Source organism: Hoeflea marina, assembly GCF_003182275.1.
Taxonomy (GTDB): domain Bacteria; phylum Pseudomonadota; class Alphaproteobacteria; order Rhizobiales; family Rhizobiaceae; genus Hoeflea; species Hoeflea marina.
In genome coordinates, this window is the sequence record NZ_QGTR01000001.1 from 54,063 (window position 1) to 80,137 (window position 26,075).

26 protein-coding genes are annotated in these 26,075 nt (G+C 65.3%); 9 read left to right on the forward strand and 17 right to left on the reverse strand.

What is annotated here, in order from left to right; genetic code table 11:
* Positions 1-58: 58 nt before the first annotated feature.
* Genes DFR52_RS00300 through DFR52_RS00310 form a run of 3 tightly spaced genes read left to right on the forward strand, consistent with a single transcriptional unit; the run spans position 59 to position 1,676 of the window.
* Positions 59-811: an SDR family NAD(P)-dependent oxidoreductase gene (locus tag DFR52_RS00300; protein WP_110029953.1), complete on the forward strand. Its 753-nt coding sequence runs from the start codon at positions 59-61 to the stop codon at positions 809-811.
* Positions 804-1,166, forward strand: coding sequence for a hypothetical protein (locus tag DFR52_RS00305; RefSeq protein ID WP_110029954.1), 363 nt, complete (start codon positions 804-806; stop codon positions 1,164-1,166). The genes DFR52_RS00300 and DFR52_RS00305 overlap by 8 nt, the downstream gene beginning before the upstream one ends.
* Positions 1,167-1,175: 9 nt before the next feature.
* Positions 1,176-1,676 (forward strand): flavin reductase, encoded by a 501-nt coding sequence (locus DFR52_RS00310; RefSeq protein ID WP_110029955.1) that lies wholly within the window; start codon positions 1,176-1,178, stop codon positions 1,674-1,676.
* A 291-nt stretch (positions 1,677-1,967) separates the two neighbouring features.
* Here the strand turns inward: DFR52_RS00310 and DFR52_RS00315 are convergent, their stop codons facing one another.
* From DFR52_RS00315 to DFR52_RS00325, 3 genes are all read right to left on the reverse strand, one after another.
* Positions 1,968-2,330, reverse strand: coding sequence for an antibiotic biosynthesis monooxygenase family protein (locus tag DFR52_RS00315; RefSeq protein ID WP_110029956.1), 363 nt, complete (start codon positions 2,328-2,330; stop codon positions 1,968-1,970).
* A gap of 646 nt (positions 2,331-2,976) precedes the next feature.
* Entirely contained in the window at positions 2,977-4,122 is a 1,146-nt protein-coding gene (gene rnd, locus DFR52_RS00320) for a ribonuclease D (RefSeq protein WP_110031038.1), read from the reverse strand.
* A gap of 14 nt (positions 4,123-4,136) precedes the next feature.
* Complete coding sequence (locus DFR52_RS00325) at positions 4,137-5,435, reverse strand: MFS transporter (RefSeq protein WP_110029957.1); 1,299 nt, start codon at positions 5,433-5,435, stop codon at positions 4,137-4,139.
* 207 nt (positions 5,436-5,642) lie between these two features.
* On the opposite strand from DFR52_RS00325, the gene aspS reads away from it, so the two are divergent.
* The gene (aspS, locus tag DFR52_RS00330) at positions 5,643-7,430 is read left to right on the forward strand and encodes an aspartate--tRNA ligase (protein ID WP_110029958.1); all 1,788 of its coding nucleotides are present in this window, start codon (positions 5,643-5,645) and stop codon (positions 7,428-7,430) included.
* Positions 7,431-7,553: 123 nt separating this feature from the next.
* Here the strand turns inward: aspS and DFR52_RS24660 are convergent, their stop codons facing one another.
* The 5 genes from DFR52_RS24660 to DFR52_RS00355 all read right to left on the reverse strand — a co-directional run bounded on the left by DFR52_RS24660 (position 7,554) and on the right by DFR52_RS00355 (position 11,306).
* On the reverse strand, positions 7,554-7,745 hold the full coding sequence (locus DFR52_RS24660) for a hypothetical protein (protein ID WP_210205740.1): 192 nt from the start codon (positions 7,743-7,745) through the stop codon (positions 7,554-7,556).
* A gap of 121 nt (positions 7,746-7,866) precedes the next feature.
* Positions 7,867-9,063 (reverse strand): hypothetical protein, encoded by a 1,197-nt coding sequence (locus DFR52_RS00340; protein WP_110029959.1) that lies wholly within the window; start codon positions 9,061-9,063, stop codon positions 7,867-7,869.
* A 134-nt stretch (positions 9,064-9,197) separates the two neighbouring features.
* Positions 9,198-10,439, reverse strand: a complete 1,242-nt coding sequence (locus tag DFR52_RS00345; protein WP_210205741.1) for an RNA polymerase sigma factor — start codon at positions 10,437-10,439, stop codon at positions 9,198-9,200.
* Between the two features lie 24 nt (positions 10,440-10,463).
* Positions 10,464-10,808, reverse strand: coding sequence for a YciI family protein (locus tag DFR52_RS00350; protein ID WP_110029961.1), 345 nt, complete (start codon positions 10,806-10,808; stop codon positions 10,464-10,466).
* A gap of 108 nt (positions 10,809-10,916) precedes the next feature.
* Entirely contained in the window at positions 10,917-11,306 is a 390-nt protein-coding gene (locus DFR52_RS00355) for an MAPEG family protein (RefSeq protein WP_110029962.1), read from the reverse strand.
* Between the two features lie 157 nt (positions 11,307-11,463).
* Here DFR52_RS00355 and parC point away from each other — a divergent pair, with 157 nt between their 5' ends.
* The 3 genes from parC to DFR52_RS00370 all read left to right on the forward strand — a co-directional run bounded on the left by parC (position 11,464) and on the right by DFR52_RS00370 (position 15,704).
* The gene (parC, locus tag DFR52_RS00360; protein WP_110029963.1) at positions 11,464-13,710 is read left to right on the forward strand and encodes a DNA topoisomerase IV subunit A; all 2,247 of its coding nucleotides are present in this window, start codon (positions 11,464-11,466) and stop codon (positions 13,708-13,710) included.
* A gap of 225 nt (positions 13,711-13,935) precedes the next feature.
* Positions 13,936-14,808, forward strand: a complete 873-nt coding sequence (locus DFR52_RS00365; protein WP_110029964.1) for a hypothetical protein — start codon at positions 13,936-13,938, stop codon at positions 14,806-14,808.
* A complete protein-coding gene (locus DFR52_RS00370) occupies positions 14,775-15,704 on the forward strand; it encodes a glycosyltransferase (RefSeq protein ID WP_146215512.1) in 930 nt (309 codons plus the stop codon). Before DFR52_RS00365 ends, DFR52_RS00370 begins: the two co-directional genes overlap by 34 nt.
* Positions 15,705-15,731: 27 nt before the next feature.
* On the opposite strand, the gene DFR52_RS00375 is transcribed toward DFR52_RS00370, so the two are convergent.
* The 9 genes from DFR52_RS00375 to speB form a co-directional block, all read right to left on the reverse strand.
* Entirely contained in the window at positions 15,732-16,508 is a 777-nt protein-coding gene (locus DFR52_RS00375) for a carbon-nitrogen hydrolase family protein (protein ID WP_110029966.1), read from the reverse strand.
* Complete coding sequence (locus DFR52_RS00380; RefSeq protein WP_110029967.1) at positions 16,505-17,305, reverse strand: ABC transporter permease; 801 nt, start codon at positions 17,303-17,305, stop codon at positions 16,505-16,507. The genes DFR52_RS00375 and DFR52_RS00380 overlap by 4 nt, the downstream gene beginning before the upstream one ends.
* Positions 17,302-18,159 (reverse strand): ABC transporter permease, encoded by an 858-nt coding sequence (locus tag DFR52_RS00385; RefSeq protein WP_110029968.1) that lies wholly within the window; start codon positions 18,157-18,159, stop codon positions 17,302-17,304. Before DFR52_RS00385 ends, DFR52_RS00380 begins: the two co-directional genes overlap by 4 nt.
* Positions 18,156-19,193 (reverse strand): ABC transporter ATP-binding protein, encoded by a 1,038-nt coding sequence (locus DFR52_RS00390; RefSeq protein WP_110031039.1) that lies wholly within the window; start codon positions 19,191-19,193, stop codon positions 18,156-18,158. The genes DFR52_RS00385 and DFR52_RS00390 overlap by 4 nt, the downstream gene beginning before the upstream one ends.
* Positions 19,194-19,298: 105 nt before the next feature.
* Positions 19,299-20,387 (reverse strand): ABC transporter substrate-binding protein, encoded by a 1,089-nt coding sequence (locus DFR52_RS00395; RefSeq protein ID WP_110029969.1) that lies wholly within the window; start codon positions 20,385-20,387, stop codon positions 19,299-19,301.
* A gap of 61 nt (positions 20,388-20,448) precedes the next feature.
* On the reverse strand, positions 20,449-21,096 hold the full coding sequence (locus DFR52_RS00400; RefSeq protein ID WP_110029970.1) for an amino acid ABC transporter permease: 648 nt from the start codon (positions 21,094-21,096) through the stop codon (positions 20,449-20,451).
* On the reverse strand, positions 21,093-21,761 hold the full coding sequence (locus tag DFR52_RS00405; RefSeq protein WP_170132196.1) for an amino acid ABC transporter permease: 669 nt from the start codon (positions 21,759-21,761) through the stop codon (positions 21,093-21,095). Before DFR52_RS00405 ends, DFR52_RS00400 begins: the two co-directional genes overlap by 4 nt.
* 3 nt (positions 21,762-21,764) lie before the next feature.
* Entirely contained in the window at positions 21,765-22,568 is an 804-nt protein-coding gene (locus tag DFR52_RS00410; RefSeq protein WP_110029971.1) for a transporter substrate-binding domain-containing protein, read from the reverse strand.
* An 83-nt stretch (positions 22,569-22,651) separates the two neighbouring features.
* Positions 22,652-23,713 carry an agmatinase gene (gene speB / locus DFR52_RS00415; protein WP_110029972.1) on the reverse strand — a complete coding sequence of 354 codons (1,062 nt, stop codon included), beginning with the start codon at positions 23,711-23,713 and terminating at the stop codon, positions 22,652-22,654.
* Between the two features lie 136 nt (positions 23,714-23,849).
* Between speB and gcvA the strand changes: the two genes are divergently transcribed.
* Both gcvA and DFR52_RS00425 read left to right on the forward strand, forming a co-directional pair.
* The gene (gcvA, locus tag DFR52_RS00420) at positions 23,850-24,842 is read left to right on the forward strand and encodes a transcriptional regulator GcvA (protein ID WP_110029973.1); all 993 of its coding nucleotides are present in this window, start codon (positions 23,850-23,852) and stop codon (positions 24,840-24,842) included.
* A gap of 58 nt (positions 24,843-24,900) precedes the next feature.
* Positions 24,901-26,073: an aminotransferase gene (locus tag DFR52_RS00425; RefSeq protein ID WP_110029974.1), complete on the forward strand. Its 1,173-nt coding sequence runs from the start codon at positions 24,901-24,903 to the stop codon at positions 26,071-26,073.
* Positions 26,074-26,075 lie beyond the last annotated feature (2 nt).

A 26,075-nucleotide genomic window follows, 5' to 3' on the forward strand; every position in this document is an offset into this window, starting at 1 on the left:
GCGACAAAAGCGCTGCGCCTTTTCACGCCCAGTTTCGCTGACCAACAAGGAAGACACCATGACAAACCACACGCCTTTGAATGGAAAAGTCGCATTGATCACCGGCGGCTCTCGCGGCATTGGAGCGGCAACTGCCGGCGCCCTTGCAGATCAGGGCGCCGATATCGCGATTAGCTTCACGGCGCAGGCTGACAAAGCTGAAGCGGTAGTGGCGGAGCTTATCGCCAAGGGCGTCCGCGCCAAAGCTTTCAGGGCCGATCAGGCGGATGCCGATCAGGTCAAGGGAATGGTCGGCGCCACATTGGCGTATTTCGGCCGGCTCGACATCGTGGTTGCCAATGCCGGTGTGTCTGACATGGGCCCGACCGACATGAACGGCAACACCGACGCCCTTGACCACATGCGCCGCGTCAATATCGACGGCGTGATTTGGCTGGTCCGGGCTGCAAGCCAGGTCATGGAGGACGATGGTCGCATTATCGCGATGTCGTCAGCGATGGCGCGTCGCGCAGGCAGCCCAGGGCTTGCCGACTATGCTGCCAGCAAGGCAGCTGTAGAAGCCTATGTCAAAGGCGCAGCCCGTGATCTCGGCGGCCGCCGCATCACCGTAAATGCCTTGGCACTCGGCTCAGTCGAAACAGATATGAACCCCGATAATGGTCCTTCGGCAAAATGGCTAAAAGCGGGAACCGCCCTTGGTCGCTACGCCCAGCCTACGGAAGTTGCGAGCGTTGTCGCATTCATCGCGTCGCCCTCTGCAAGCTACATCACAGGCAGCATCATTGCCGTCGACGGCGGCGTCAATGCGTGACTCGACCTTCTGGTTGGCATTCGCCTGCTGGAGCACTGGCGGGAGTGTGCGCGATCTGCTGGTTAAGCAACGTAGACAGCTGGTGAACATGATCCGCGGCCTCATGGTCGAGTTTGGCATCAACATCCCGCAAGGTGTGGTGCGGGCGCTTGGCTTGGCCCGCCAGATCGCCGCGAAGGAAGCGGAACCCGACCTGCCGGCAATGGCAAAGCAGATCCTCGGTCTCCTATGCGGTCAGGTTATCGATGCCCATGCCCGTTTGCAGGAGATCGACCGCGCGATCATTGCCCTGCAAAGAACTGACGAGTTAGCGCGACGACTGACCACCTCGTTGCCGGCATTCCAGACCGCTTGAGAGGCTAAGATGAACATGGTGGATCACCAATTTGACAGTGTAGACAAGACCACGTTTCGCAACGGAATGTCGCGCCTCGGCTCAGCCGTCAGTGTCGTTACCACGGTCTTTGGCGGCAGGCGCTTCGGCTTTACCGCCTCGGCAGTCTGCAGCGTCAGCGACACCCCAGCCACGCTTCTCGTCTGCATCAATCGAGCCAGCTCGAGTTTTCCTGCCTTTGCCAACACACGCTACTTCTGCGTCAACACCTTGCTGCCGGAACAAGAGGACATCTCCAATGTGTTCGGGGGAAGGACTTCAGCTGCGGACCGATTTGAGTCAGGTGAATGGGGCGATGGGCTGACAGGTGTGCCGCTTCTTGCAAACGCATCGGTCAGTTTCGAGTGTGAGCTCACCACCGTCATCGACGAGGCGACACACCGCGTCTTCTTCGGACGGGTGATCCAGGTTCGCGAGAACGCGGAAAAGGCGACACTGCTATACTGTATGCGACGGTATCTCAGAGGATGACGAAACCTTCTTGGCAAGTTTAGCGAGGAGCTTATACCGTCAGCCTTCAGGAAATGGCAAAAAGAGCTGCAATGGCCGAAATAGCGTCGGACGCGGTCATGGACGTCGCCCACGCTCTATGGCAGCTATTTCATCCTCGAGCTCCAGGACCGGACTGTTGTGACACGGTCCCATTTCAGTCATTCGTTCCCGGTGCTGTGAATGGCTGCTCCCCGCCCATTCCCGCCGTTCCGGGATCCACTCTTTGCCGGTTTGCTCGAAGCAATGGCCTCCAGTCCACCCGCACGAGATCTAGTTGCCGCCCCGGCGCCCGGCCACCTGCCGCCCCTCCGGCCCCGAATAGGCCCGCTCCACCTTCGCCACCCGCATCTCGTAGTGGCTGTACCAGCGCTCGATGCCGAGGCTCTGCGCCACCAGGTGGCGGGCCTCGGCCTTCCAGGCGAGGATCGCCGCCTCGTCGCGCCAGTAGGAGACGGTGATGCCGAAGCCGCCCGCGTCGCGCGCGCTTTCGGCGCCGAGGCAGCCGGGCTGCGCCAGCGCCAGTGCGTGCATGGCGTCGGCCATGGCGCCGTAGCCGTCGGTCAACTCCGACATTTTTGATGAGAAGATCACCGTCCAGTAGGGCGGCTCGGGGGTAGGGGCGAATTCATCCATGGCAAGCCTCCGGCGGACTTGATGACGGTCAATCGCGGCCGAACCGCTCAGGCCGCGGAGGTCCCCGGTCAGGTTCTACGAGATTCCCACATCTCGCAAGCTCCATCCGAGTCTGACAGCGGGGTGAAGATGCGGAGTACGAAGGCTGAAGGCGCGCGAACGATCCGCTCGCCTGCGATTTCCAGCGCTTGACTGCGTTAAGGCGCTGAAATTGCTTCCTGTCCCACATGGGGAGAGGTGGAAATGCGGAGGGCGCGGCTTGCCGCCTCCCCCTTGAGGGGAGGCCGGAGAAGCGAGCGCAGCGAAGCTGATCCGGGTGGGGGTCGCGATGCAACCGCGGGGCGGAGTGTCCCGGTGGTCTCTTACCCCCACCCCAACCCCTCCCCTCAAGGGGGAGGGGCTTTCCAGCACCTCCGTACCTGCCGTTCTGCGGCAAGACCGCTGGCTTCACCCTCGCCCTTCGAGGGCCGCTGGCGCGGCCGCCTCAGGATGAGGGTGAAGGGGGCGCTGCTGGACCCCGGCTCGGGGGCCGGGGTGACGGGGCCGCGGAGATTACGGCAAGACCGGTGGCTTCACCCTCGCCCTTCGAGGCTCGCTACGCGAACACCTCAGGAGGGCCGGGGTTCCACGGCCGCCGCCCGTCGCCTCACAGCTCCAGCGCGTCGACCTTCTTGTCGGCGAATCGCAGCGCCAGCTTGCCGTTGATCAGCTTCAGCGCCTGTTCGCCGAACAGCTCGCGCCGCCAACCCGACAGCGCCGGCACGTCGGCGTCCTCGCCCTCGGCGGCGATGCGGTCGAGGTCGTCGCTCGAGGCGATCACCTTGGCTGCGACATTTTCCTTCTCCACCACCAGCTTCAAGAGCACCCGCAGCAGTTCGACCGCGGCCTGGGCGCCGTCTGGCGTCTGCCGCTGCCGGGGCAGCTTCGGCATCTGGTCGCGCGGGGTGGCCAGCGCCTGGCCCACCACCTCGACCAGCGCCGCGCCCTGGGTGGAGCGTTCCCAGCCGCGCGGCACCGTGCGCAGCCGCGACAGGGCCTCGGCGTCCACGGGCTGCTGCTGGGCGACCTCGTAGAGCGCGTCGTCCTTCAGGATCCGGCCGCGCGGCACATTGCGGCTCCGCGCCTCGCGCTCGCGCCAGGCCGCCACATGCTGCAGCACGCACAGCTCCTGCGGCTTCTTGAGCCGCATCTTCAGCCGCTTCCAGGCGTCGTCGGGATGCAGGTCGTAGGTTTCGCGCGCCTCGAGCACCGCCATCTCGTCGGAGAGCCAGCCGCTGCGGCCCTCGGCCTCGAGCCGCGATTTCAGTTCCTTGTAGACGTCGCGCAGATGGGTGACGTCGGCCAGCGCATAGTCGAGCTGCTTGTCCGAAAGCGGCCGCCGGCTCCAGTCGGTGAAGCGCGAGGTCTTGTCGATCTGCACGCCGGAGATGCGCGACACCAATTGGTCGTAGGAGACCGATTCGCCGAAGCCGCAGACCATCGCGGCGACCTGGGTGTCGAAGATCGGATGCGGCACCAGATCGCCGCGATTGACGACGATTTCGATGTCCTGGCGCGCGGCGTGGAACACCTTGATCACCGAGGTGTCGGCCATCAGTTCGAAAAATGGTGCAAGATCAATGTCTTTTGCCAGCGGATCGACGATCAGCGCGTCCTCTTCGCTGGCCATCTGGATCAGGCACAGCTCGGGCCAGAACGTGGTCTCGCGAAGGAATTCGGTGTCGATTGTCACATAGTCGCATTTGGCAAGGCGGCTGCAGGCGGCCGCGAGGGCCTCGGTGGTCGTGATGATGTCCATGATTTGCATTAGCCGTTTTGTTCGCCTTTGTCTTCACCCTGCGCCGTCGTGCGCGGCCCATGCCGTGAATTGTCCCCATGCTGTTGCTGCTGCGCCTGCGAGGCCATGCGCGCGAACACCGGCGAGGTGCGCAAGAGAGCCGAAAAGCCGCCCGGCCTGCGCAGGCGCGCCGGCGCACCCTGGATCATGCGCCACAGCGTGAACAGCACGAAGCAGCCATGCATGCAGCCGATGAAGGTGAAGAACGAGCCCGGACCGAAGTGGTCGATCAGCACCGAAGCAAACAGCGGCCCGATGCTGGCGCCGATGGCCCAGAAGAACAACAGCCCGGAGGCGATCTGCACATATTCGCCCGGCGCGGCGTTGTCGTTGGCATGCGCGCAGGAGAGCGAATAGAGCGGCAGCGCGAAGGCGCCGAACAGGAAGATGCCGATCAGGTTGAGAATTTCATCGGTGCCGGCGACGGCTGCGAGAAACAGGCCCGCCAGCGCAGCACCGACGGTGGCAAACAGCAGCACGTGGCGGCGGTCGATGCGGTCCGACAGATAGCCCAGCGGGTACTGCAGCACCACGCCGCCGATGATGCCGGCGGTCATGAAGCTGGCGATGGCCGGCACGTCGAGGCCGAGGCTGGCGGCATAGAGCGGTCCGATGGAGCGGAACGAGGCGCCGGTGAGCCCGACGGTGACGGCGCCGGCGGTGGCCAGCGGCGAGACCTGCCAGACCCGTCTCGGACTGAAGGCGAACGGGGCGGGGGGCGCCGGATTGGAGCGGTCGGCCAGCGACACCGGCACCACCGAGAGCATCATCAGCATGCTCATCACCGCGAAGACGACGAAACCGTCGATGCCGAAGACGGGCAGCATGTATTGCGACACGGTCACCGCGCCCAGATCGACGAAGCGGTAGATGGCCAGCGTCTGCGCCCGGTTGTGGTTGGTGACGCTGGCGTTGATCCAGCTTTCAACATTGGCAAACAGCGAGGCGAAGCAGATGCCCGTGACGATGCGCATGACGAACCAGAAGGTCGGATCGACGATCAGCACCATGGCCAGCGAGGCACAGGCGGCGATCGCCGCCATGGTCGAGAAGGCGCGGATGTGGCCCGCCAGCTGCAGCAGCTTCGGCGTCACCCAGCAGCCGCCGATGAAGCCGAGATAGTAGCCGGCGCCGATCAGGCCGATGACGGTGGCCGAGAACCCTTCCTCCGACCCGCGCAGCGTGATCAGCGTGCCCTGCAGTCCGTTGCCGGCAATCAGCACGCCGGCGGTGACGAGAAGCGGGATGAGCGGTCGGATCGAGGTCATAAAATGCCGAGTCTGTGCAACAGTGAACCAGCCTTACATCGGTTTGCCGGACCCGTCTCGGTCAAATGCGCCATCCCCGGTGTCGTGCACCGGCCTTCGACCTTGACAAAACCGGTCCGCCATGCGCTTTTCCGCGCGATTTTACCCGGCAGGCGAGCGGGCGCGGCTGTGTGCCCCGCTGCCGGTTTTGCCCACAAGGACCATCTCATGCACCGCTACCGTTCCCACACTTGCGCCGCCCTTCGCACCAGCGATGCCGGCTCCGATGTCCGCCTGTCGGGATGGGTGCACCGCGTGCGCGACCATGGCGGCCTGCTGTTCATCGACCTGCGCGACCATTACGGCATCACCCAGGTGGTGGCCGATCCCGATTCACCCGCCTTCAAGACCGCTGAAATGGTGCGCAGCGAGTGGGTGATCCGCGTCGACGGCAACGTCAAGAAGCGAACCGCCGACACCATCAACGCCAATCTCGGCACCGGCGAGATCGAGGTCTTTGCCGTCGAGATCGAAGTTCTCTCCCAGGCCAGGGAACTGCCGCTGCCGGTGTTCGGCGAGCTCGATTACCCCGAGGATGTGCGGCTCAAATACCGCTTCCTCGATCTGCGCCGCGAGACCCTGCACCGGAACATCGTCACCCGCACCAGGGTGATCGCCGACATGCGCCGCCGCATGACCGAAATCGGCTTTGCCGAATACGCCACGCCCATCCTGACGGCGTCCTCGCCGGAAGGCGCGCGCGATTTTCTCGTGCCCTCGCGCATCCACCCCGGCAAGTTCTACGCCCTGCCGCAGGCGCCGCAGCAGTACAAGCAGCTGCTGATGGTGGCGGGCTTTGACCGCTACTTCCAGATCGCGCCCTGTTTCCGCGACGAGGACCCGCGCGCCGACCGTCTGCCGGGCGAATTCTACCAGCTCGACATGGAAATGAGCTTCGTCACCCAGGAAGATGTCTGGAACACGATGGAGCCGGTGATGCGCGGCGTGTTCGAGGCATTCGCCGAAGGCAAGCCGGTGACGCAGGAGTTCCGCCGCATTCCGCATGCCGAATCGATCCGCAAATACGGCTCCGACAAGCCCGACCTGAGGAACCCGATCGAGATGCAGTCGGTCACCGATCATTTCGCCGGCTCCGGCTTCAAGGTGTTTGCCGGCATGATCGCCAACAACCCCAAGGTCGAGGTCTGGGCCATCCCGGCCAAGACCGGTGGTTCGCGCGCCTTCTGCGACCGGATGAATTCCTGGGCGCAGAGCCAGGGCCAGCCGGGTCTGGGCTACATCTTCTGGCGCAAGGAAGGCGACAATCTCGAAGGCGCGGGCCCGATCGCCAAGAACATCGGCCCCGAGCGCACCGAGGCCATCCGTATCCAGATGGGTCTGGAAGACGGCGACGCCTGCTTCTTCGCGGCCGGCGATCCGGCGAAATTCGCCAAGTTCGCGGGCGACGCCCGCATCCGCGCCGGCGAGGAACTCAACCTCGTCGACCAGAACCGGTTCGAGCTGTGCTGGATCGTCGATTTCCCGTTCTACGAATGGGACGAGGACGCCAAGAAGGTGGAGTTCGCCCACAACCCGTTCTCGATGCCGCAGGGCGGCATGGAAGCGCTTGAGAGCCAGGATCCGCTGACGCTGAAGGCCTTTCAGTACGATCTCGTCTGCAATGGCTTCGAGATCGCGTCCGGCTCGATCCGCAACCAGTCGCCCGAGCTGATGATCAAGGCGTTCGAGAAGGTCGGCCTGAGCCAGGCCGACGTCGAGGAGCGCTTCGGCGGCCTCTACCGCGCCTTCCAGTACGGCGCACCGCCGCATGGCGGCATGGCGGCCGGTGTCGACCGCGTGATCATGCTGATCGTCGGCGCCAAGAACCTGCGCGAAGTGGCGCTGTTCCCGATGAATCAGCAGGCACAGGACCTGCTGATGGGCGCGCCCAGCGAAGCCTCTCCGGCGCAGCTGCGCGATCTCGCCATCCGCCCGGTGCCGCCCAAGGGCGCCTGAGCCGACCATCCGGGCAGGCGCGCTCCGCCGCCCGCGCGTCAGACGCAGAAAACCCGGGCCGCGAGGTCCGGGTTTTGCGTTTGATGGCGCTCGAAAGCCGCGCCGGAGTCCGGCCGGCGGATATCAGTCCTTGTCGGCGTCCGGCGTCGCGAAATCCAGTGTCGCCGAATCGTCGCCGGAGGACTTGCCGCGCTTTGCCGCGGTCTTGGCCGCAGCGGGCTTGGCCTTGGGCTTGTCGGTTTCGGCAGCTGCCGCCTTCGGTGCCGGCTTGGCTGCAACCGGCTTTTCGTCGTCTTGCTTCTTGAAGCGGATCATCATGAATCCTGACTGGTGAGTGTGCGCTGGGCCATGGCTTGGGCGGGCCCCGGGATCCGAATCAGAAAGATCCGGATGTCTCCATCCGGGTCTTTCACGTTTCGGCCGTTTAGGCCAGAAGTCAGTCGTTGGCGCTCACGGTGACGCCGAGCAGGTCGACCAGCTGCTTCGGGTCGCCCATGCCCGCACCCATGATCATCGGGAAGCCAACCGGCTCGGCCGGCGCGGCGGAGATGGTCAGGCTCTGCGGGTTGTCGAGATAGGTGCTGGCGGCGGCCGAGATCTGCTGCTGCAGCGCCGGCATGTTGAGCTGGCCCAGCATCAGGGGCAGCATGCCCTTGAGCGCCTGGCCCATCTGCTCGCCGGAGACGCCCTGCTGCGCGCCTGCGAAACTCAGTGCGCGGGACGTGAGCGACGCGTCATCGAAGCGGATCGATGCATCCACGAAGGAGAGACGGCTCATCATGCCGAGCATCGCGATTCCGGCCGCCTGGTCGGCCGCCTTCTTGTCGGGATTGGCTGCGGCGGCGGCCTGGGCTTCCTGCAGCGCCTTGGCGAATTCCAGCGTGTATCCGGTGATCTTGAAGCTCATATCCAGCTTGCCGACATCGTCGAGGGTCAGGGCGTATTCGCGCATGTCGAGCAGACCGCTGTCGGCCTCCCAGCCCATGTCGAGCGCCAGGGTGCCGCTGAGCTTCTGGTAGCCGAGCTTGTCGAGCGCGTCCCTGGTCTTCGGCTCCTTGACCTGCGACAGATCGATGAGAATGCCGTTGGCGGTCATCTCGAAATCCATGCCCGCGTCGCCGTCCCTGGTGACGGTGCCCTCGGCGCCGGCGAGCGAGAAGACCTTCTCGCCCTTGACGGTGACCGTCATCGGGCCCATCGAGAAGCCGTCATAGAAGGCCATGGAGGTGAGCGAATCGAGCGTCGGCTTGGCCGGAATCGTCAGGCCCGACATTTCCAGTCCGGTCATGCTGACCGTCGTGTCCTCGACGGTCGCGTTGACGTCGTCGATCGACACGGTCTCGGCGGTGTAGCCGCCGTCGGCGGTTTCCGCCACGCCGTCGAACACCAGATCGCCGGCGCCGAACTCCCCGGTGCCCGGCAGGCTGAGCCTGGCATTGACCAGGGTGACGGTGTCGCCCTCGAGTTCGGCCGCTGCGTAGGTGAGCTTCTGGTTGGACACGGCCAGGACTTCGGTGACCTTGGCGGCGAAGCTGTCGGCGTCGAGGGCAAGCGCGGGGGAGGCAAATGCCGCCACGGCCGCGGTGAGCATGGTGGCGGACAGCAGTCGGCGACAGGCGTGGTGAATCGTCATGGAAATATCCTCTACTGGCGATGCGGCCTCGGCCGTCACGCGGATCTGAATTGCCCCAAGCGCAGATTGGTAACGCCTGTCCTGCCCAGCGTCCACAGCTTTATGGTGCATGTGTGACCGCGGCCGCCTCCGCGTCAGTCGTCCTCGGCGATGGCTTCGAGGCGTCCCGAGAGAAAATCCCGCTCGCTGCCATTGCCGCTGAGGCTGATGGCACGACGGTAGGCGGCACGGGCGCTGTCGAAGCGCCGCATCCGCCGCAGCAAGTCGGCGCGCGCCGCATGAAAAGGCTGGTATTGGCCCAGATCGGCTTCAAGCCGGTCCAGGATACTCAGCGCGGCCTCCGGCCCCTCTGCAAAGGAAACGGCGACAGCCCGATTGAGCAGATGGACGGGATTTCCGGTCATGGCGTGCAACCCGTCATAGAGCAGCGCAATATCCCGCCACCCGGTGGCGGCATGGTCCGGGGCCTCCGCATGGACGGCGCCAATGGCGGCCTGCAGCTGGAAGGGGCCCGGCGAATGGCGCGACAGGGCGCGGTCCAGCTCGGCCAGGCCGCGGGCGATCATCGCCCGGTCCCAGAGCGTCCGGTCTTGCCTGTCCAGTGGCACCATGGCGCCATAGGGGTCGCTTCGTGCCGACGCCCGCGCGTGGATGAGCAGCATCAGCGCCAGGAGCCCCTCGATCTCGGCCTCGGCCGGCCTGAGCACCTTCATCAGCGAGCCCAGACGCAGAGCCTCCTCGCAGAGGTCGGTGCGAAGGTGCGTCGGCCCGGCGGTTGCCGAGTAGCCCTCATTGAACACGAGATAGATAACCGTCAGCACCGCGTTGAGCCGCTCACTCCACAGGTCGGGTCCGGGAATCTCGAATGGGATGCCCGCCCTGGTGATCTTGTGGCGCGCGCGCACCAGCCGTTGCGCCATCGCATCCTCGCTGTCGAGAAAGGCGCGGGCGATCTCGCGTGTCGTCAGCCCGCACAAGGTGCGAAGCGTCAGCGCCACGCTGGTCTTGGCATCGAGCGCCGGGTGGCAGCAGGTGAAGATCAGTCGCAGCCGTTCGTCGGGGATGGCGGCGGGCTCGTCGCATTCCACGCTCTCGCGGTCGAGGTCCAGCAGCACTGCGTACTCCGCCGCCTTGCGCTCGAAATTGCGCGCCCTGCGCAGCCGGTCGATGGCCTTGCGGCGCGCGGTCTGCAGCACCCAGCCGGCGGGCGAGGCGGGCAGGCCGCTGCGCTGCCAGTGCACCAGCGCCGATTCCAGCGCCTCCTGCAAGCAATCCTCGGCCATCTGGAAGTCGCGGATGTGGTTGAGCAGGCTGCCAAGCAGCCGCCCCGTGTCGGCGCGCGCCAGCGCCTCGATGGCCTGGCGCGCGCCGGTCACTGCTGGCGGGCTTGCCCGGCACATTCAGGCGAAGACGACCACGGGCCGGACCTCGACGGTGCCGTGAGCCGCGCCCGGGATCATCGCCGCGTATTTGATCGCGTCATCGAGATTAGCGCAATCGAACATGTAGAATCCGCCGAGTTGTTCCTTGGTCTCGGCAAACGGACCATCGATTGTCTCCGTCTCGCCATTTCGAACCCGGACCGATGTCGCCGTTGACGTCGGCTGCAAGGCCTCGCCCGCAAGCATGACGCCGTCGCGCTGGAAGACGGCGTTGGCTGCCTGATAGGCGGCAAGCATTTTTCTGGAGGGGTCGGGCGGCGGGGCAATGGAGGGATCGGTGTAGATCAGGGCGAGATACTTCATCTTGCTGCTCCTTCTTCTGGTGGCGGGGTCATGGTCATGCTTCGCTCCCGCGGGTTGCAGTAGGGAGACGATCGGGTCTGGCCCGGATCGACATGCTCAAGCAACAAATCAGCCCAGCCAATGGTTGACGACAATGTTGGTCATGCTGATCAGCATCGAGATCCAGGTCAGCAGCCCGGCAATGATCCTCAACGGGCTCGCCGGCCGGTCGTGATGCAGCCCGAACGGGTGCAGGATGCGGCCCGCGAGCAGACAAAGGCCGGCGGCGTGACTCCAGACAGGCGCCGTGCCGCCTGCTTCCGAAAACGCCATCAGCAGCAGCGCCATCGGCGCGGTCTCGATCAGATTGCCGTGGCGGCGGATCCGCTCGGCCAGCTCCATATGGCCGCCGTCAAGGATCGATGTGCCGGTTTCGGACCGCTTCATGCTGACATGGGCCCATAGGCCGATCATCAGCAGCGCCAGCGGCACGGCGTAAAGTCCGGTCAAGTCGAGCATCGCATTTCCCCCTTGCCATGGTCGGAATGTCCCGCGCCCGTGAAAGGCGCCGGTGTTGCAAGAATCTTCCGTGGCGAATGCCTGTCAATAGGCCTTGCGCTGTGGGCATTCGCGCATTGCCCTTGCCCCGAATCACCGGCTCCGTTAACCCAGCGCCATGGGACAAAGCCTTTTGCCGCCTGGCGGCGGTGACGACATCCAGTCGATCGATCTGAAGAAGGCGCTTGAAGAGCGCTATCTGGCCTATGCATTGACCACGATCATGCACAGGGCGCTGCCCGATGTGCGCGACGGGCTCAAGCCGGTGCACCGGCGCATCGTCTACGCCATGAGCGAAATGGGCCTGCGCGCCAACGGTTCGTTCAAGAAATGCGCCAAGATCGTCGGCGAGGTGATGGGCAACTTCCATCCCCATGGCGACCAGTCGATCTATGACGCGCTGGTGCGGTTGGCGCAGGATTTCGCCGTGCGCTACCCGCTGGTCAACGGCCAGGGCAATTTCGGCAATATCGACGGCGATAACGCCGCCGCCATGCGCTACACCGAATCCAAGATGACGGCGGTGGCCGAGCTGCTGCTCGTCGGCATCGACGAAGGCGCTATCGATTTCCGCACAACCTATGACGAGGAAGGCCAGGAGCCGACGGTGCTGCCCGGCGCGTTCCCGAACCTGCTCGCCAACGGGTCCACCGGCATCGCCGTCGGCATGGCGACCTCGATCCCGCCGCACAATGCCGCCGAGCTTTGCGACGCGGCGCTGCTCTTGATCCGCAAGCCCGACGCCACCATCGAGGAACTAGTCGAGCATGTGGAAGGTCCGGATTTCCCCACCGGCGGCGTCATCATCGACGACAAGGCCTCCATCATCGAGGCCTACCGGACCGGCCGCGGCGGCTTCCGCGTCCGCGCTCAGTGGCACCAGGAAGACACCGGTCGCGGCGGCTACCAGATCATCGTCACCGAGATGCCCTATCAGGTGCAGAAGTCGCGGCTGATCGAGAAGATCGCCGAACTGCTGATCGCCCGCCGGCTGCCGCTTCTCGACGATGTCCGCGACGAATCCGCCGAGGACGTCCGCCTGGTGCTGATGCCGAAGAGCCGCGCCGTCGATCCGGCGCTGCTGATGGAATCGCTGTTCAAGCTCACCGAGCTCGAAAACCGCATTCCGCTCAATCTCAACGTGCTGTCGATGGGCAAGGTGCCCATGGTCATGTCCTTGAAGCAGGTGCTGACCGAATGGCTGGCGCATCGCCGCGAGGTGCTGCAGCGGCGCTCGGCCCACCGGCTCGCCGCCATCGAGCGCCGTCTGGAGCTGCTCTCGGGCTTCCTGATCGCCTATCTCAATCTCGACGAGGTGATCCGCATCATCCGCGAGGAGGACGAGCCCAAGCAGGAGCTGATGCGGACCTTCGAGCTCACCGATGTCCAGGCCGAAGCCATCCTCAACATGCGGCTGAGATCCTTGCGCAAGCTCGAGGAAATGGAGATCCGCAAGGAATTCGAGGGCCTGTCTGCCGAAAAGGCGGAGATCGAGGCGCTGCTGGCGTCGGAAGCCAAGCAGTGGGCCACCGTGGCCTGGGAAATCGGCAATGTCCGCAAGACCTTCTCCAAGGAAACCCCGCTCGGCAAGCGCCGCTCGGTGTTTGCCTCCGCCCCCGTGGCCGATCTCGAAGCCATCCACAATGCGATGATCGAGAAGGAGCCGGTCGCGGTCGTGATCTCCGAGAAGGGCTGGATCCGGGCCCTCAAGGGCCATATGAGCGACTTCTCCGGCCTGACCTTCAAGGACGGCGATTCGCTCAAGATCGCCTTCAACGCCTCCACCACAGACAAGATCGTCATCGTGACCACCGGCGGCAAGGCCTACACGCTCGGCGCCGACAAGCTGCCCGGCGGGCGCGGCCATGGCGAGCCGCTGCGCATCATCGTCGACATGGACAACGACCAGGCGGTGCTCACTGCCTTCGTGCACGACCCGGCGCGCAAGCTGCTGCTGGTCTCCACCGCCGGCAACGGCTTCATTGCGGCCGAACCCGAACTGGTCGCCAACACCCGCAAGGGCAAGCAGATCATGAATGTCGGCCTTCCCGACGAGATGCGGCTCTGCGTGCCGGTCAGCGGCGACCATGTCGCCATCATCGGCCAGAACCGCAAGATGCTGATCTTCCCGCTCGCCCAGCTGCCGGAAATGAGCCGCGGCAAGGGTGTGCGCATGCAGCGCTACAAGGATGGCGGCGTTGCCGACGTGCGCTGCTTTGCCATGGCCGACGGGCTGAAATGGGAAGACAGCGCCGGCCGCAGCCATGCCCGCAGCCAGGCCGAACTCGTCGAGTGGATCGCCGATCGCGCCCAGGCCGGCCGCGTCGTGCCCAAGGGCTTTCCGCGCTCGGGCAAGTTCTCCTGATCCGTGCCGATCTGATCGGCTGGAACGGGCGGCATCGGCCGCCCAATGCATGTCTCCCGAAATCGGGCAACGGTTTCCGGATCACGACATGCATGCCTGCAAGGAACTGACGCACATCGGGTCAATCCGAATTGGCGATGTGCGTCGGGCGCTGAACCGGGTTGCGCGCCGGCCGCATCGCGCATAGGTGTGAAATCTCATATACCCGTGCTCGGAGATTGTCGCGTGGAGCAGACCGGCCTGTTTTTGACCCATGTCTGGTCCGACAGAATTGCACGGCATTTCGACCGGCTTGTTCGCGAGACCGAAGGCGTGGTGCGCTGGCATCTGGTCCGCGACCATGGTGATGGCGACATGCGCTGCGAGACCCTTGTCGGCGAACCCGCCGCGTCCGTGCTGTCTGTCCGTCATGAGCGCATGCGCGAGGCCGGGACCATCCATGGCGGCCTCCTGGATTCGCTGATCTGGCCCTTTCTGCTGGCCACCGACAGCGATTTCGTCTGGCTCATCGAATACGACGTGGACTTCTCGGGTGACTGGGCGACGTTCTTCCGGCAGTTCCAGACCTCAGGCGCTGATCTCCTGACCACGACGCTCGATCCGCGCAGCGACTGCGAGGACTGGTTCTGGTGGTCGACGGCACTGGTGCCCGCCGAGGTGCCTCCCGAGCAGCTGTATCGCGGATTCCACCCGTTGATGCGCGTGTCGCGGCGGTTCGCGCACGAATACAGGCGCAGCATGGAGGATCCCGCCTGGTCGGGGCATTACGAGTTCACGCTTCCGACCGCGGCACTCGCCGCGGGACTCTCGGTCGAAGACATCGGTGGAAGCGGACCGCTCTGCCCCGAGCACCGGCGCGGGAGGAACTACCGCAGCATGCCGAGGGACGGTTCGCTGCCGTCGGGCACCTTCGTCTGGCGTCCGATCCGCAAGCGCTACTTCATCGAGCGGCCGCGGGATTTCGAGGTTGCCGATCTGCTCTATCATCCGGTCAAGCCCAACGTTGCCAACTGGGAAGCGCCGCCCGCGCCGCGCAAGACACTGATGGGCAGGCTTCGGAAGTGGTGGAGACGATCGAAACGGTGGAGGCGCTTGTAATGGCGCCGGCTTCACCACGGCCTTTGGTGTCGGTGGCGCTGGCGACCTTCAACGGCGAGAGGCATCTCGCCAAGCAGCTCGACAGCCTCGCCGCCCAGACGCGATTGCCGGACGAACTGGTGGTCGGCGACGACGCCTCGAGCGATTCAACCCTCGCCGTGCTGCATGACTTCGCCCGTCGGGCGCCTTTCCCGGTCGAGATCACCAGCAACCCCGTAACGCTGGGCTATTCCAGAAACTTCATTGCCACCGCCGGGCGTTGCCGCGGAGAGCTGCTGTTCTTCTGCGATCAGGACGACATCTGGCTTCCGGGCAAGATCGCGAGAATGGCTGAAATCGCCGCCGCGAGTCCGGAGGGGGTGATTACCCACGACATGTCGGTCTTTTCCAGCGATGAGTCCGGACCCTCGTTCCCGTCTTTCTTTGACCATCTTCGCGGCACCGGCTTTTCGCGCGCGGTTTGCCTGAATGGCTGCGCCATGGCGGTCAAGGCCGACTTCATTCGGCGATGGGGATGGCCGGAAGACGACAGCGGCGTGAGCCACGATGTCTGGATCGCGCTGTTCGCATCCGCCTTCCGGCAGCGCCGCTATTGCGACGAGATCCTGCTCAGCCACCGGCTTCACGGCGCCAATGCGTCGGGCTGGATTCCCGCGGAGTCCGACCGCATCGGATCGCGGGACTGGACGCCGCAGCGCCGGGCGCTGCAGAGCGACACCGATCTCATGATCGAGCTGCTCCTCAAGCCCTGGAACCTCAGCTGGACCGATGAAATCCTGCGCGCGGTGGAGGAGCGTCGGTCCGGGCTCGACCCGACCCTGCTGGCCGCCTTGATCGGGAGTCTCGGCGCCAACCGGCGCAGCCATCTGCGCCGGCGTCGCTGGTGGCGCTTCTGAGCCCGGCGACGGGTGCTCGGCCGCGGCTCAGTCTGTCCCTAGATCTTCCAGATAGCTGTTCTCGCGCCGGGACCGCGCATAGGCGGGCGGGTTGATTTCGGCGACGAGCTGCATCTCTGTGAGCCCCGCCTGCGCCAGCGCGCCGCCGTCGGGGGCGGCGATGATCGACTGGCCGGCATAGACGAAGCGGTCGTCATGGCCGCAATTGTTGATATAGGCGATGAAGACCTGGTTCTCGAAGGCCCGCACCGGGATCATCTTCTCGGCGATGAAGCTGCCTGAGGCGCCCATCGGCGTTGCCGTCGGCACCAGGATCATCTCGGCGCCGGCGAGCGCCAGCCGGCGCACGTTTTCGGGGAATTCGACGTCGTAGCAGATCAGCATTCCGAGCGTCATGCCGGCATGCACGAACAGGCAGGTGGAGGGTCGTTCCGGGGAAAACAGGTCGCGCTCGTAGTCGCCGTAGAGATGCGATTTGCGGTAGACCGAGGGCGTGCCCTTGCCGTCGGTGTAGACGGCGGCATTGTAGACGGCGCCGTCGGCCTTCTCGGCAAAGCCCGCGACGATGGCGACGCCGGTCCGGCGGGCGATATCGGTCAGCCGCGCCACCAGCGGTCCGTCGACGGCCTCGGCGAGATCGAGAATGTCCTTGCCGCCGCCATAGCTGGTGACGCCCAGTTCGGGCGTGATCAGCAGCGTCGCGCGGGATTGCGCCGCCTCGCGCGCGGCCTGCTCGATGCGCTCGAGATTGGCCTCGGTGTCGGCGCCGGCCGTCTGCATCTGCAATGCGGCAATGCGGATCATGCCTTCTCCTCGGAATTGGCGCCCAGCAGCTTGAGCAGGTCGCCGTAGCGCGCGATCAGTGAGTAGATGACCGCGGCGAGCATCACGAACAGCACCGTAACAGAGGCCATCGTCGGCGTGTAGCCGTATCGAAGCGCGTTGAAGATCTTGATCGGCAGCGTTTCCATGGTGAAGCCCACGGTCATGTAGGCGACGATATATTCGTTGAGCGACAGGACGAAGGCAAACGCGTAGCCCGACACCAGATAGGGCGTGATCAGCGGCAGCACCACGGTGCGGAAGATGGTGCGGTCGTCCGCCCCCATGGTGGCCGCGGCCTCCACCAGCGAGCGGTCGATGGCGGAAAAGCCGAGCGACAGCGTGACCAGGGGCAGGGTGACGAAGAAGATCGCGTGGCTGATCACCGCCGTCCAGGGCTGGCCGTAGAATCCGGTGGTGGCCCAGAAGGTCAGGAGCCCGAGCGCCGTGATCACCGGCGGCAGCGTGAACGGCGCGATGCCGAGCAGCTGGAAGATGTTGGCCCAGGGCGCGATCCGCCGCCACAGGAACCAGGCGAGCGGCAGGGCGATGGAGACGGCGAGCGCCGCCGACAGGATCGCCAGCACCAGCGAGGCCAGGAGCGCGTCGCGCCAGCCGGCGTCCGTGAAGATGTCGGCATACCAGGACAGCGAAAAACCCTGCGGCGGGAAGGCCAGCGTCTGCTTTTCGTTGACCGACACGCCCGCGACGACGATCAGCGGGGCCGACAGGAACAGCCCGACGAGCACGAAATAGAACCGTCGCAGGAACGCGTTCATATTGCGGCCTCCCGCTTGCGCCCGGCAAACAATGTCAGCGTCACCATGCCGAGCGTCACCAGCACCAGGAACACCGCCATGGCGGCCGCGAACGGCATGTTGGACTGGTAGATCGCCTGGTCGGTGATCAGCACCGACAGTGTCCAGTGCTGCGGCCGGCCGAGGATCTGCGGCAGCAGGTAGGAGCCGAGCGCGAAGATGAACACCATGATCAGTGTGGCGAGGATGGTGGTCCTGAGCGCCGGCAACACCACGGTGAAGAAGGCTTTCAGCGGCGAGGCGCCCAAGGTGCGCGCGGCCTCCGTCAGCGTCGGGTCGAGCCGCACCAAAGCGGGGTAGAGCACCAGGATCGTGTAGGGCAGGGCCTGGTAGACCATGGCGGTCAGCACCGCCGGAAAGCCCGGCGACAGCGCCACGGCCTTCTCCATCAGCCCGATGGCGACCAGCAGATTGGTGATCCCGGCGGTGCGCGACAGGAGCGTCGACCAGGCAAAGCCGATGATCACCTCCGACAGCGACAGCACCGACAGCAGCGCCACCATCCAGGCGATCTGCGCCCGTCGCGACATCCGGGTCAGCATGTAGGTGAACGGCACGCCGATTGCGACGCAGCAGACGGCGACCATGACGGCGAGCATCAGCGAGAAGCCGAGCACATGGGCGAAGAACAGCGACAGGAACCGCTCGTAATTGTCGAAGACGAAAGCCGGCGTGTAGAAACCGCCCTGCTGCCGCTGGAAGAAGCTCACCGCGATCATCGTGCCGAACGGGATGACGAAGAAGACGCTCAGCATGATCGCCGGGAATGCCAGCGGCGCGTAGTCGGCGAGGGTCGCGGGCTTCTCGCGTCTCATCGGGCCAGCACCACGCAGACGGAGGGATCGAGCACCACGCCGACGGGCTGGCCGACGGCGACGTCCGGCCGCGCGCGGGGCGTGGAGACGGCGATGATCTGTTTGCCGGCGCAATCGACGAAGGTCTCGATGGTGCCGCCGAGATCGCGCACGAAGGTCACGGTGCCGGCGATGGCGCCCTCGCTGCCCGGTGCGGTCAGTTGCACGTCCTCGGGTCGGACCGAGATGACCGCCTTGCCGCCGCCCGGCGCCTTGAGCCCTGGAATTGCCTGGCCCAGCGCCACGGCGCGGCCGGCGCCGTCGGTGTCCATGTCGATGAGATTGGTCGAGCCGATGAAGTCCGCGACGAAGGTGTCGGCCGGCCTCCGGTAGATCTCCATCGGGCTTGCCGCCTGGCGGATCTCGCCCTTGTTCATCACCACCACGGTGTCGGCCATGGTCATGGCCTCGCGCTGGTCGTGGGTGACCACGATGGTGGTGATGCCGAGCTGCTGCTGCAGCTGCCTCAGCTCCACCTGCATGGCCTCGCGCAGCTTGGCGTCGAGCGCCGACAGCGGCTCGTCGAGCAGGAACAGTTTTGGCGAACGGGTGAGGGCCCGTGCGATCGCCACCCGCTGCCGCTGGCCGCCCGAGAGCTTGGCCACCGGGCGGTCGGCATAACCGGAGAGATGGATCATCGCGAGCAGCTCGTCGACGCGTTTTTTCTGCTCCTCGCGCGGCGCGCCGCGGATCCTGAGCGGATAGGCGATGTTCTCGCCCACCGTCAGATGCGGAAACAGCGCCAGCGACTGGAACACCATGCCGAGATTGCGCTTGTGGGTCGGGACCTTGGTGATGTCCTCGCCGTCGAGCAGGATCGCGCCCGACGTCGGCAGGTCGAGTCCGGCGATCATCCTCAGGAGCGTGGTCTTTCCGCAGCCCGACGGGCCGAGCATGCACACGAAGGTGCCGTGCGGCACGCTGAGCCGCACGTCGTTGACCGCTGTGAAGTGGCCGAAATCCTTGCGGACGGTATCGAGCGTCAATCCAGACATCATGTCCCCATTGTCGTTCCCCCGCGGACCGGGGGCGGGGAGGGGCGGCGGGCTGGCCCCTCCCGTTTCACGCAATCACGTCCCGCGCGGGGACGCAACCGGATCTCAGCCGACGATCAGCTCGGTCCATTTCTGGTTCAGCCAGTCCGACTTGGTCTGGTAGAGGTCGTAGCGCGGGATGATCGGCTCGATGTCCGACGACACGCTGGCGAACTCTTCCGGCGTCAGGTCGAGCAGCTCGCGCTTCAGCGTCGGCGCGGTGCCGACCTTGCGCGACAGCGTCGACTGGATTTCCGGCTGGCTCATGTAGTCGATGAACACATGCGCCTCCTCGACCTTTTCGGAGGCGCGCGACAGCGCCCAGCAGCCCGAATCCTGGATGCCGCCTTCCTTGGGGAAGGTCGAGCGGACCGGATGGCCGTCGGCGGCGGCAAGTCCGGTGACGTCGTGATAGTACTGGCCCATCGGGATTTCCCCCGACTTCAGCGCCTGCTCGAACTGTGCCTCGTCGCGGTACCACAGCCGGACATTGGGCTTGACCTCGGCGAGCTTCTCGAAGGCCTTGTTGAGGCCCTCTTCGGTGTCGAGCGCATTTGTGCCGCCCATGTAGGTCTTGGCGGTCACTTCCAGCAGGAACGAGTTCGACACCAGCGCCAGCAGTCCGAGCTTGTCGGCATTGGCCGGGTCCCAGAGCGCAGCCCAGCTGTCAGGCGCCTCGGGATAGGTGTCGGTGTTGGTCACCAGCGTGATGTACCAGGCAACGGCGCCGATGCCGGCGACCCGGCCGTCCGGATATTTGTTGACGAACCGCTCGAGCAGATTGTCGTAGTTCTTGATCTTCGCCGTGTCGATCGGCGCCCACAGGTCGGTGGACTGGCCCTTGAGCATGGCGACCTGCGACATCATCGAGACATCGGCGGGCGCCACGCCGGCCTTGGCCGCCTGTTCGAGCTGCACCAGCCAGGCTTCGCCGGTGGGTTCGGCAATCGATTCCACCGCGATGCCGCTGGCGGCGGTGAAGTCGGGGAAGATGTTCTTGTCGAACGAATCCTTGAAGTAGCCGCCATAGACGCCGACCTTCAGCGAGCGGTCCTGGGCCCTCAGGATGGACGGCATCGCCAGCACGCCGATGGCCGCCGCCGTTCCGCCGAGCACCGTCCGACGGCTGATGGAAGGGTTGAATGTCTTTCGCATGGTCTTCTCCTTTGTTTCCGGTTCCTGACCGGGTTCCCATGGGTGCCCTGAGGTCTTTGCCTCAATGAGCGGTTTGTCTGGCCTCCAGCATGCGCGCATATTGCGTCAGCGGAAAGCAGAGCACGAAAAAGATCACCGCCACCAGCCCGTAGACCTTGAAGGGCTCGAAGGTGGCGTTGTTGATGGCGTTGGAGGTTCTGAGCAGCTCGTCGAAGCCGATGATCGAGGTGAGCGCGGTCGCCTTGATGAGCTGCACGAGAAAGCCGACGATCGGCGCCCGCGTGATCGAGAACGCCTGCGGCAGGATGATGAGCCTCAATTCCTGCACCCGGTGCAGCCCGAGGCTCCGGCCGGCGTCCCACTGGCCGGCGGGCAGCGCCTCGACGCCGCTGCGCCAGATTTCGGCCAGATAGGCGCTGGCATAGAAGGTCAGGCACAACACGGCGGCCGTCCACGGCTCGATGCGGAAGCCGAGCATCGGCATGCCGAAGAAGATCAGGAACAGCTGCATCAGGAGCGGCGTGCCCTGGAACAGCGCGATGTAGCCCTTGCCGAAGCGCCGTGCCCAGTCATGCGTGGAGATGCGCAGGATCAGGATGACGACGCCGACGATCGTGCCGCCGACGAAGGCCGCCAGCGACAGCGCCACCGTCCAGCGGGTGGCAAACAGCAGGTTGCGGACGATGTCCCAGAAGGTGAACTCGATCATGACACGCCCGCCGGCAAGGTGGCGCGGCCGACGCCGACCAGCAATCGCCTGAGCCCGATCGACAGGGCGAGATAGACCAGCGTGATGATGAAGTAGGTCTCGAAGGCGCGGAAGGTGCGGGCCTGCAGCATGTCGCCCTCATAGGTGAGTTCGCTCACCGAGATCTGCGAGACGACGGCGGATTCGAGCATCATGATGACGACCTGGCTGGTCAGCGCCGGAAAGATGATCTGAAGCGCCTGCGGCAGCACGATCTTGACGAACACCTGCCTTGGCCGCAGGCCGAGCGCCAGCGCCGCTTCCTTCTGGCCTGTGGGCACGGCGTCGAGGCCGGCGCCGACGATCTCGGTCGTGTAGGCCGCCATGTTGAGCGTCATGGCGAGAATTGCCGCGGCGATCGGATCAAGCCTGATCCCGAGGCTTGGGAGTCCGAAATAGATGAAGAACAGCTGCACCAGGAACGGTGTGTTGCGGATCAGCTCGACATAGGCGGTGATCGCCTGGCGCAGCAGCGGGATCTTGCTGCGCCGCCCGGCGGCCAGCACGATGCTGATCAGGGTGCCGAACACGGTGGTGACCGCGATCAGCAGAACGGTCATCGACGCGCCCCGGGCGATTGCCCAGAGCGCGTCGTAAAGCCAGCCGAAATCCAGGCTATAGGACAATGATCAGTCCTTGAGGTTGTCCGGGTTCAGCTCGACCTTCAGCCATTCCTGCGAGGAGGCGTTGAGGCTGCCGTCCTCGACCATCCTGGCGACAGTGTCGTTGATGGCGGCCTTCAGCGCGTCCTCGCCCTTGTTGAGCGCGATGTGCGAGGGCGAGCTCAGGAGCTGGAACTTCTGCTCCGGCTTCATCGCTTCCTGCTTGGCCAGCACCTGGGCGCCGACATCGTTGCCCACCACCATCAGGTCGGTCTGGCCGGAGATGAAGGCCTGGATGACCGAATTGTAGTTGTCGAAGCGCTTGATGTCGGTGCCTTCGGGGGCGGCCTCGGTGAGCGAGGTGTCTTCCAGCGTGCCCTTGTTGACGGCGATCGACTTGCCGGCGAGACCGGCGGCATCCTTCACCTCGGTGGCGGCAGGTCCGATGACGGCGATGTAGTAGGGCGCGTAGGCGGCGGCATAGTCGATGACCTGGGCCCGCTCGTCGGAGTAGCCGACGCTCATCAAGAGGTCGACGCGATGGTCGTTGAGATAGGGAATGCGGTTCTGGCCGGTGACGGCGACCGGCACCAGCTTGACCTTGAGCGTGTCGGCGATCGCCTGCGCCACGTCCATGTCGTAGCCCTTCAGGCTCATGTCGGAGCTGGCCGACGAGAATGGCGGGAAGTCGGCGAAGACGCCGACATTGAGCACGCCGGCTTTCTGGATGTCGGCGACGGCGTCGGCGCTGGCGGGAGCCGTGAAGGCGAAGCCGGCGCCGATGAGGGCGAGCGCGGCAATGGAGGATTTCAGGCTGTTCTGCAGGTTCATTGTGTATCCCTCGGGAATGATTCATTTATCCGGCGTCTGCCGTTGCTCATTGCATTCCGTTCAATGGCCAATTCGTTGGCTTTTCAGGCCTGCGCGCCGGTGATCGCCGGGCTGAAGACCATCAGGCTCAGGATCTCGAAGAGCACCTGCGCGCCGGCATGCGCCGTGTTGGTGGTGGCATCGTATTGCGGCGCCACTTCGACCACGTCGCCGCCGACGATGTTCATGCCCTTGAGCCCGCGGATCAGTTCCAGCACCTCGCGCGTCGTCAGCCCGCCGATTTCCGGCGTGCCGGTTCCCGGCGCAAACGACGGGTCGAGGCTGTCGATGTCGAAGGACAGGTAGGTCGGGCCGTCGCCGATGATCTCTTTGGCGCGCTCGATGATCGCCGGGATCCCCATGCCGGTGACCTCCTCGGCATGGATCACGGTCATGCCCGATTCGTAGCTGAACTCCCACAGATATTCGGCCGGACCCCTTATGCCGATCTGGATCGTGCGCGTCGGATCGAGCACGCCGTCGAGCACCGCATTGCGGAACGGGCCGCCATGGTGGAACTTGGTCATGTCGAAGGCGCCGCCGGTGTCGCAATGGGCGTCGATGTGGATCATGCCCACGGGACGCTTCTTGCCCACAGCTTTCAGGATCGGATGCGTGATCGAATGGTCGCCGCCCACCGACAGCGGCAGCACGCCGGCCTCGACGATCTGGCTGACGCGGCGCTCGATGTCCTCGTGGCTCATCTCGAGCCGGTAGCGGCTGCGAAAGCTGACATCGCCGATGTCGGCGACGCGCAGCTCGTGCACCGGGGCGCAGTCGAGCACGTGATTGTAGGGGCCGATGCGCTCGATGGTTCTCAGCGCCCGGGGGCCGAAGCGGGAACCGTTGCGGTTGGTCACGCCCAGATCCATCGGCATGCCGACGATGGCCACCTGCAGGTCACCGAAATCCGGGGTCTCGTTGTCGATCTCGCGATAGGGTGCGGTGAGGAAGGTCGGAATGCCGGAATAGGGCGCCAGCCGCGTGCCGCTCTCGGTGAAGATCTTGTCGGCGACGCGCCGGAACTGCGGGTTGAACAGTTCGCCGCCGTGGCTTTCGCCATACTTGCCCTTGAGGTCATCGAGCTTCGTCTTGTCCCAGGCCATGGTTGTCCTCGCATGCTGCCGTCGCGCGCCTCACTTGCCGCGCCTGTGACGAAAATGTTGCAAAGCGGCGAATGGAAAGCAATTGATATTGTTAGCGGCAATTGTGTGAGTTATTCTCACATCAGGAGAGCCGCCGATGACCCAGCGCCTGCCCCCGCTCAATCCGCTGCGCGCCTTCGAGGCGACCGCGCGCAATCGCTCGCTGACCAAGGCTGCAAAGGAGTTGTTCGTCACCCACGGCGCCATCAGCCACCAGATCAAGGCGCTAGAGGCCTCGCTGCAGGTCAAGCTTTTTCACCGCTCCGGGCAGCGGCTGACATTGACCGAACATGGCGCCGACCTGTTACCCTCGGTGACATCGGCGTTCGAGGAGATCGCCGCCGCCACCGCGCGCATGCGGCGGCCGGCGAAGTCGGGATCGCTGTCGATCTCCTGCGTCTCCGCGCTGCTGTCGCTGTGGCTGATGCCGCGGCTTGCAAGTTTCACCGCGCGCTATCCGGAAATCCGGCTGACGCTCAGCGCCGCCAACGACCCGGAGCTGATCCATTCGCCCGATGTCGACATCGCCATCCTCTACGGCGACGGCAGCTGGACCGACTGCTGGCTGAAACTCTGGTCGCATCTCGACCTGTTCCCCATCGCCAGTCCGTCGCTGATCAACAACCGCCCCATCCGCACCGCGCGCGACCTGGCCGAGCACACCATCCTGCATGGCGACGACGGCCACGAATGGCACATCTGGCTGACCGCCGCCGATGTCCGCGGCGTGGCCTCAGGCCCGCAGCACCACTTCTCCGACGCGCGCCTCTCCATCGAGGCGGCGCTGCTCGGCCACGGCATTGCGCTTGGAGACACCTTGACAGCGGCGAGCCTGTTGACCAAGGGACAGGTGATCGTGCCGTTCAAGCTTGCCGTTCCCGCCGTCGACGCCTTCTATGTCGCCTGCAGCAACGATCTGCGCTCCACTCCGGTGGTCGACGCCTTCATCGACTGGCTGTTTTCGGCCCTCGAGGAGGACGACGCCCGGGCCGAGCCGCTGATTGCCGCCCGCCGGACCATCCGGAGGGCGCAGCAGGCGCAGGGCGCGCGATCGAGCGAACCGGAGGCGGCTGGGGAGGACCCCGACTGACCGTCGCTGCGTCGCCGCCGTCCGACTGCCCGATGACCCTGAGCCGAGAAAGCGCCCCATGCCGACCGCCCGTTTCAATCCGCTTGTCGAGACCCTTGCCGCCCCGCCGATCCCTGAGGTGCAGGCCTGGAAGCGGGAATATGACGGCTCGTTCGGTCCGGTCATCGACCTGTCCCAGGCGGTCCCCGGCTATCCGCCCCATCCCGACATGCTCGCCTGGCTGGGCGAGGCGGCAGGGTCGGCGTCGATGGCGGGCTACGGCGACATCGAGGGCGAGGCCGAGCTCCGCGCCGCCTATGCCGATTGGACGGGCGCGGCCTACGGCGCGGCGCTCGGGGCGGCGAACATCCACATCACTGCGGGCTGCAACCAGGCCTTCATGGCCGCGATGATGGCGGTGGCCGGTCCCGGAGACACGGTGCTGCTCACCAATCCGTGCTATTTCAACCACGAGACCACGCTGGCGATGTCCGGCGTCAGGGTCGGTTATGTCGACTGCCGGGCCGAGGACGGCTTCCTGCCTGCGCCCGAGGCGGTCGAGGCGATGATCGGCGAGCGCGTGCGTGCTCTGGCGGTGGTCACGCCCAACAACCCGACCGGCGCCACCTATCCGTCCGGCCTCCTGCGCGAGCTGTTCGAGCTTTGCCGACGGCGTGGCATCTGGTTGATCGTCGACGAGACCTATCGCGACTTCCTGCCGCTCGAGGCGGGGTCCCCGCACGGCCTGTTTGCCGTTCCCGGCTGGCAGGAGACGCTCATCGGTCTCTACAGCTTCTCGAAATCCTTCTGCATCCCCGGCCATCGCGTCGGCGCGATCACGGCGGGCGAGGCGGTGGTCGGGCAGATCGCCAAGGTGATGGACAATCTGCAGATCTGCGCGCCGCGGTCGCCGCAGGCGGCCCTGGTGAAGGCGATTCCGGCGCTCGCCGACTGGCGACGCGACAACACGCTTGAAATCGCCGCCCGCGCAGAGGCGCTGACAATGGTGATGGCGGCCGCGCCCGGTTGGAAGATTTCGGCGCTCGGCGCCTACTTCGCCTTCGTCCGCCATCCCTTCGCGGATCTGAGCGCCCATGACGCCGCCCACCGGCTGGCGCGCGACGCCGGCGTGATCACCATCCCGGGGTCGTTCTTCGGCAACGGGCTGGAGCGCTATCTGCGCGTCGCCTTCGCCAATGCCGACGTGGCCACCATCCGCCGTCTCGGCGAGCGCTTTTCCGCGCTCGGCTGACC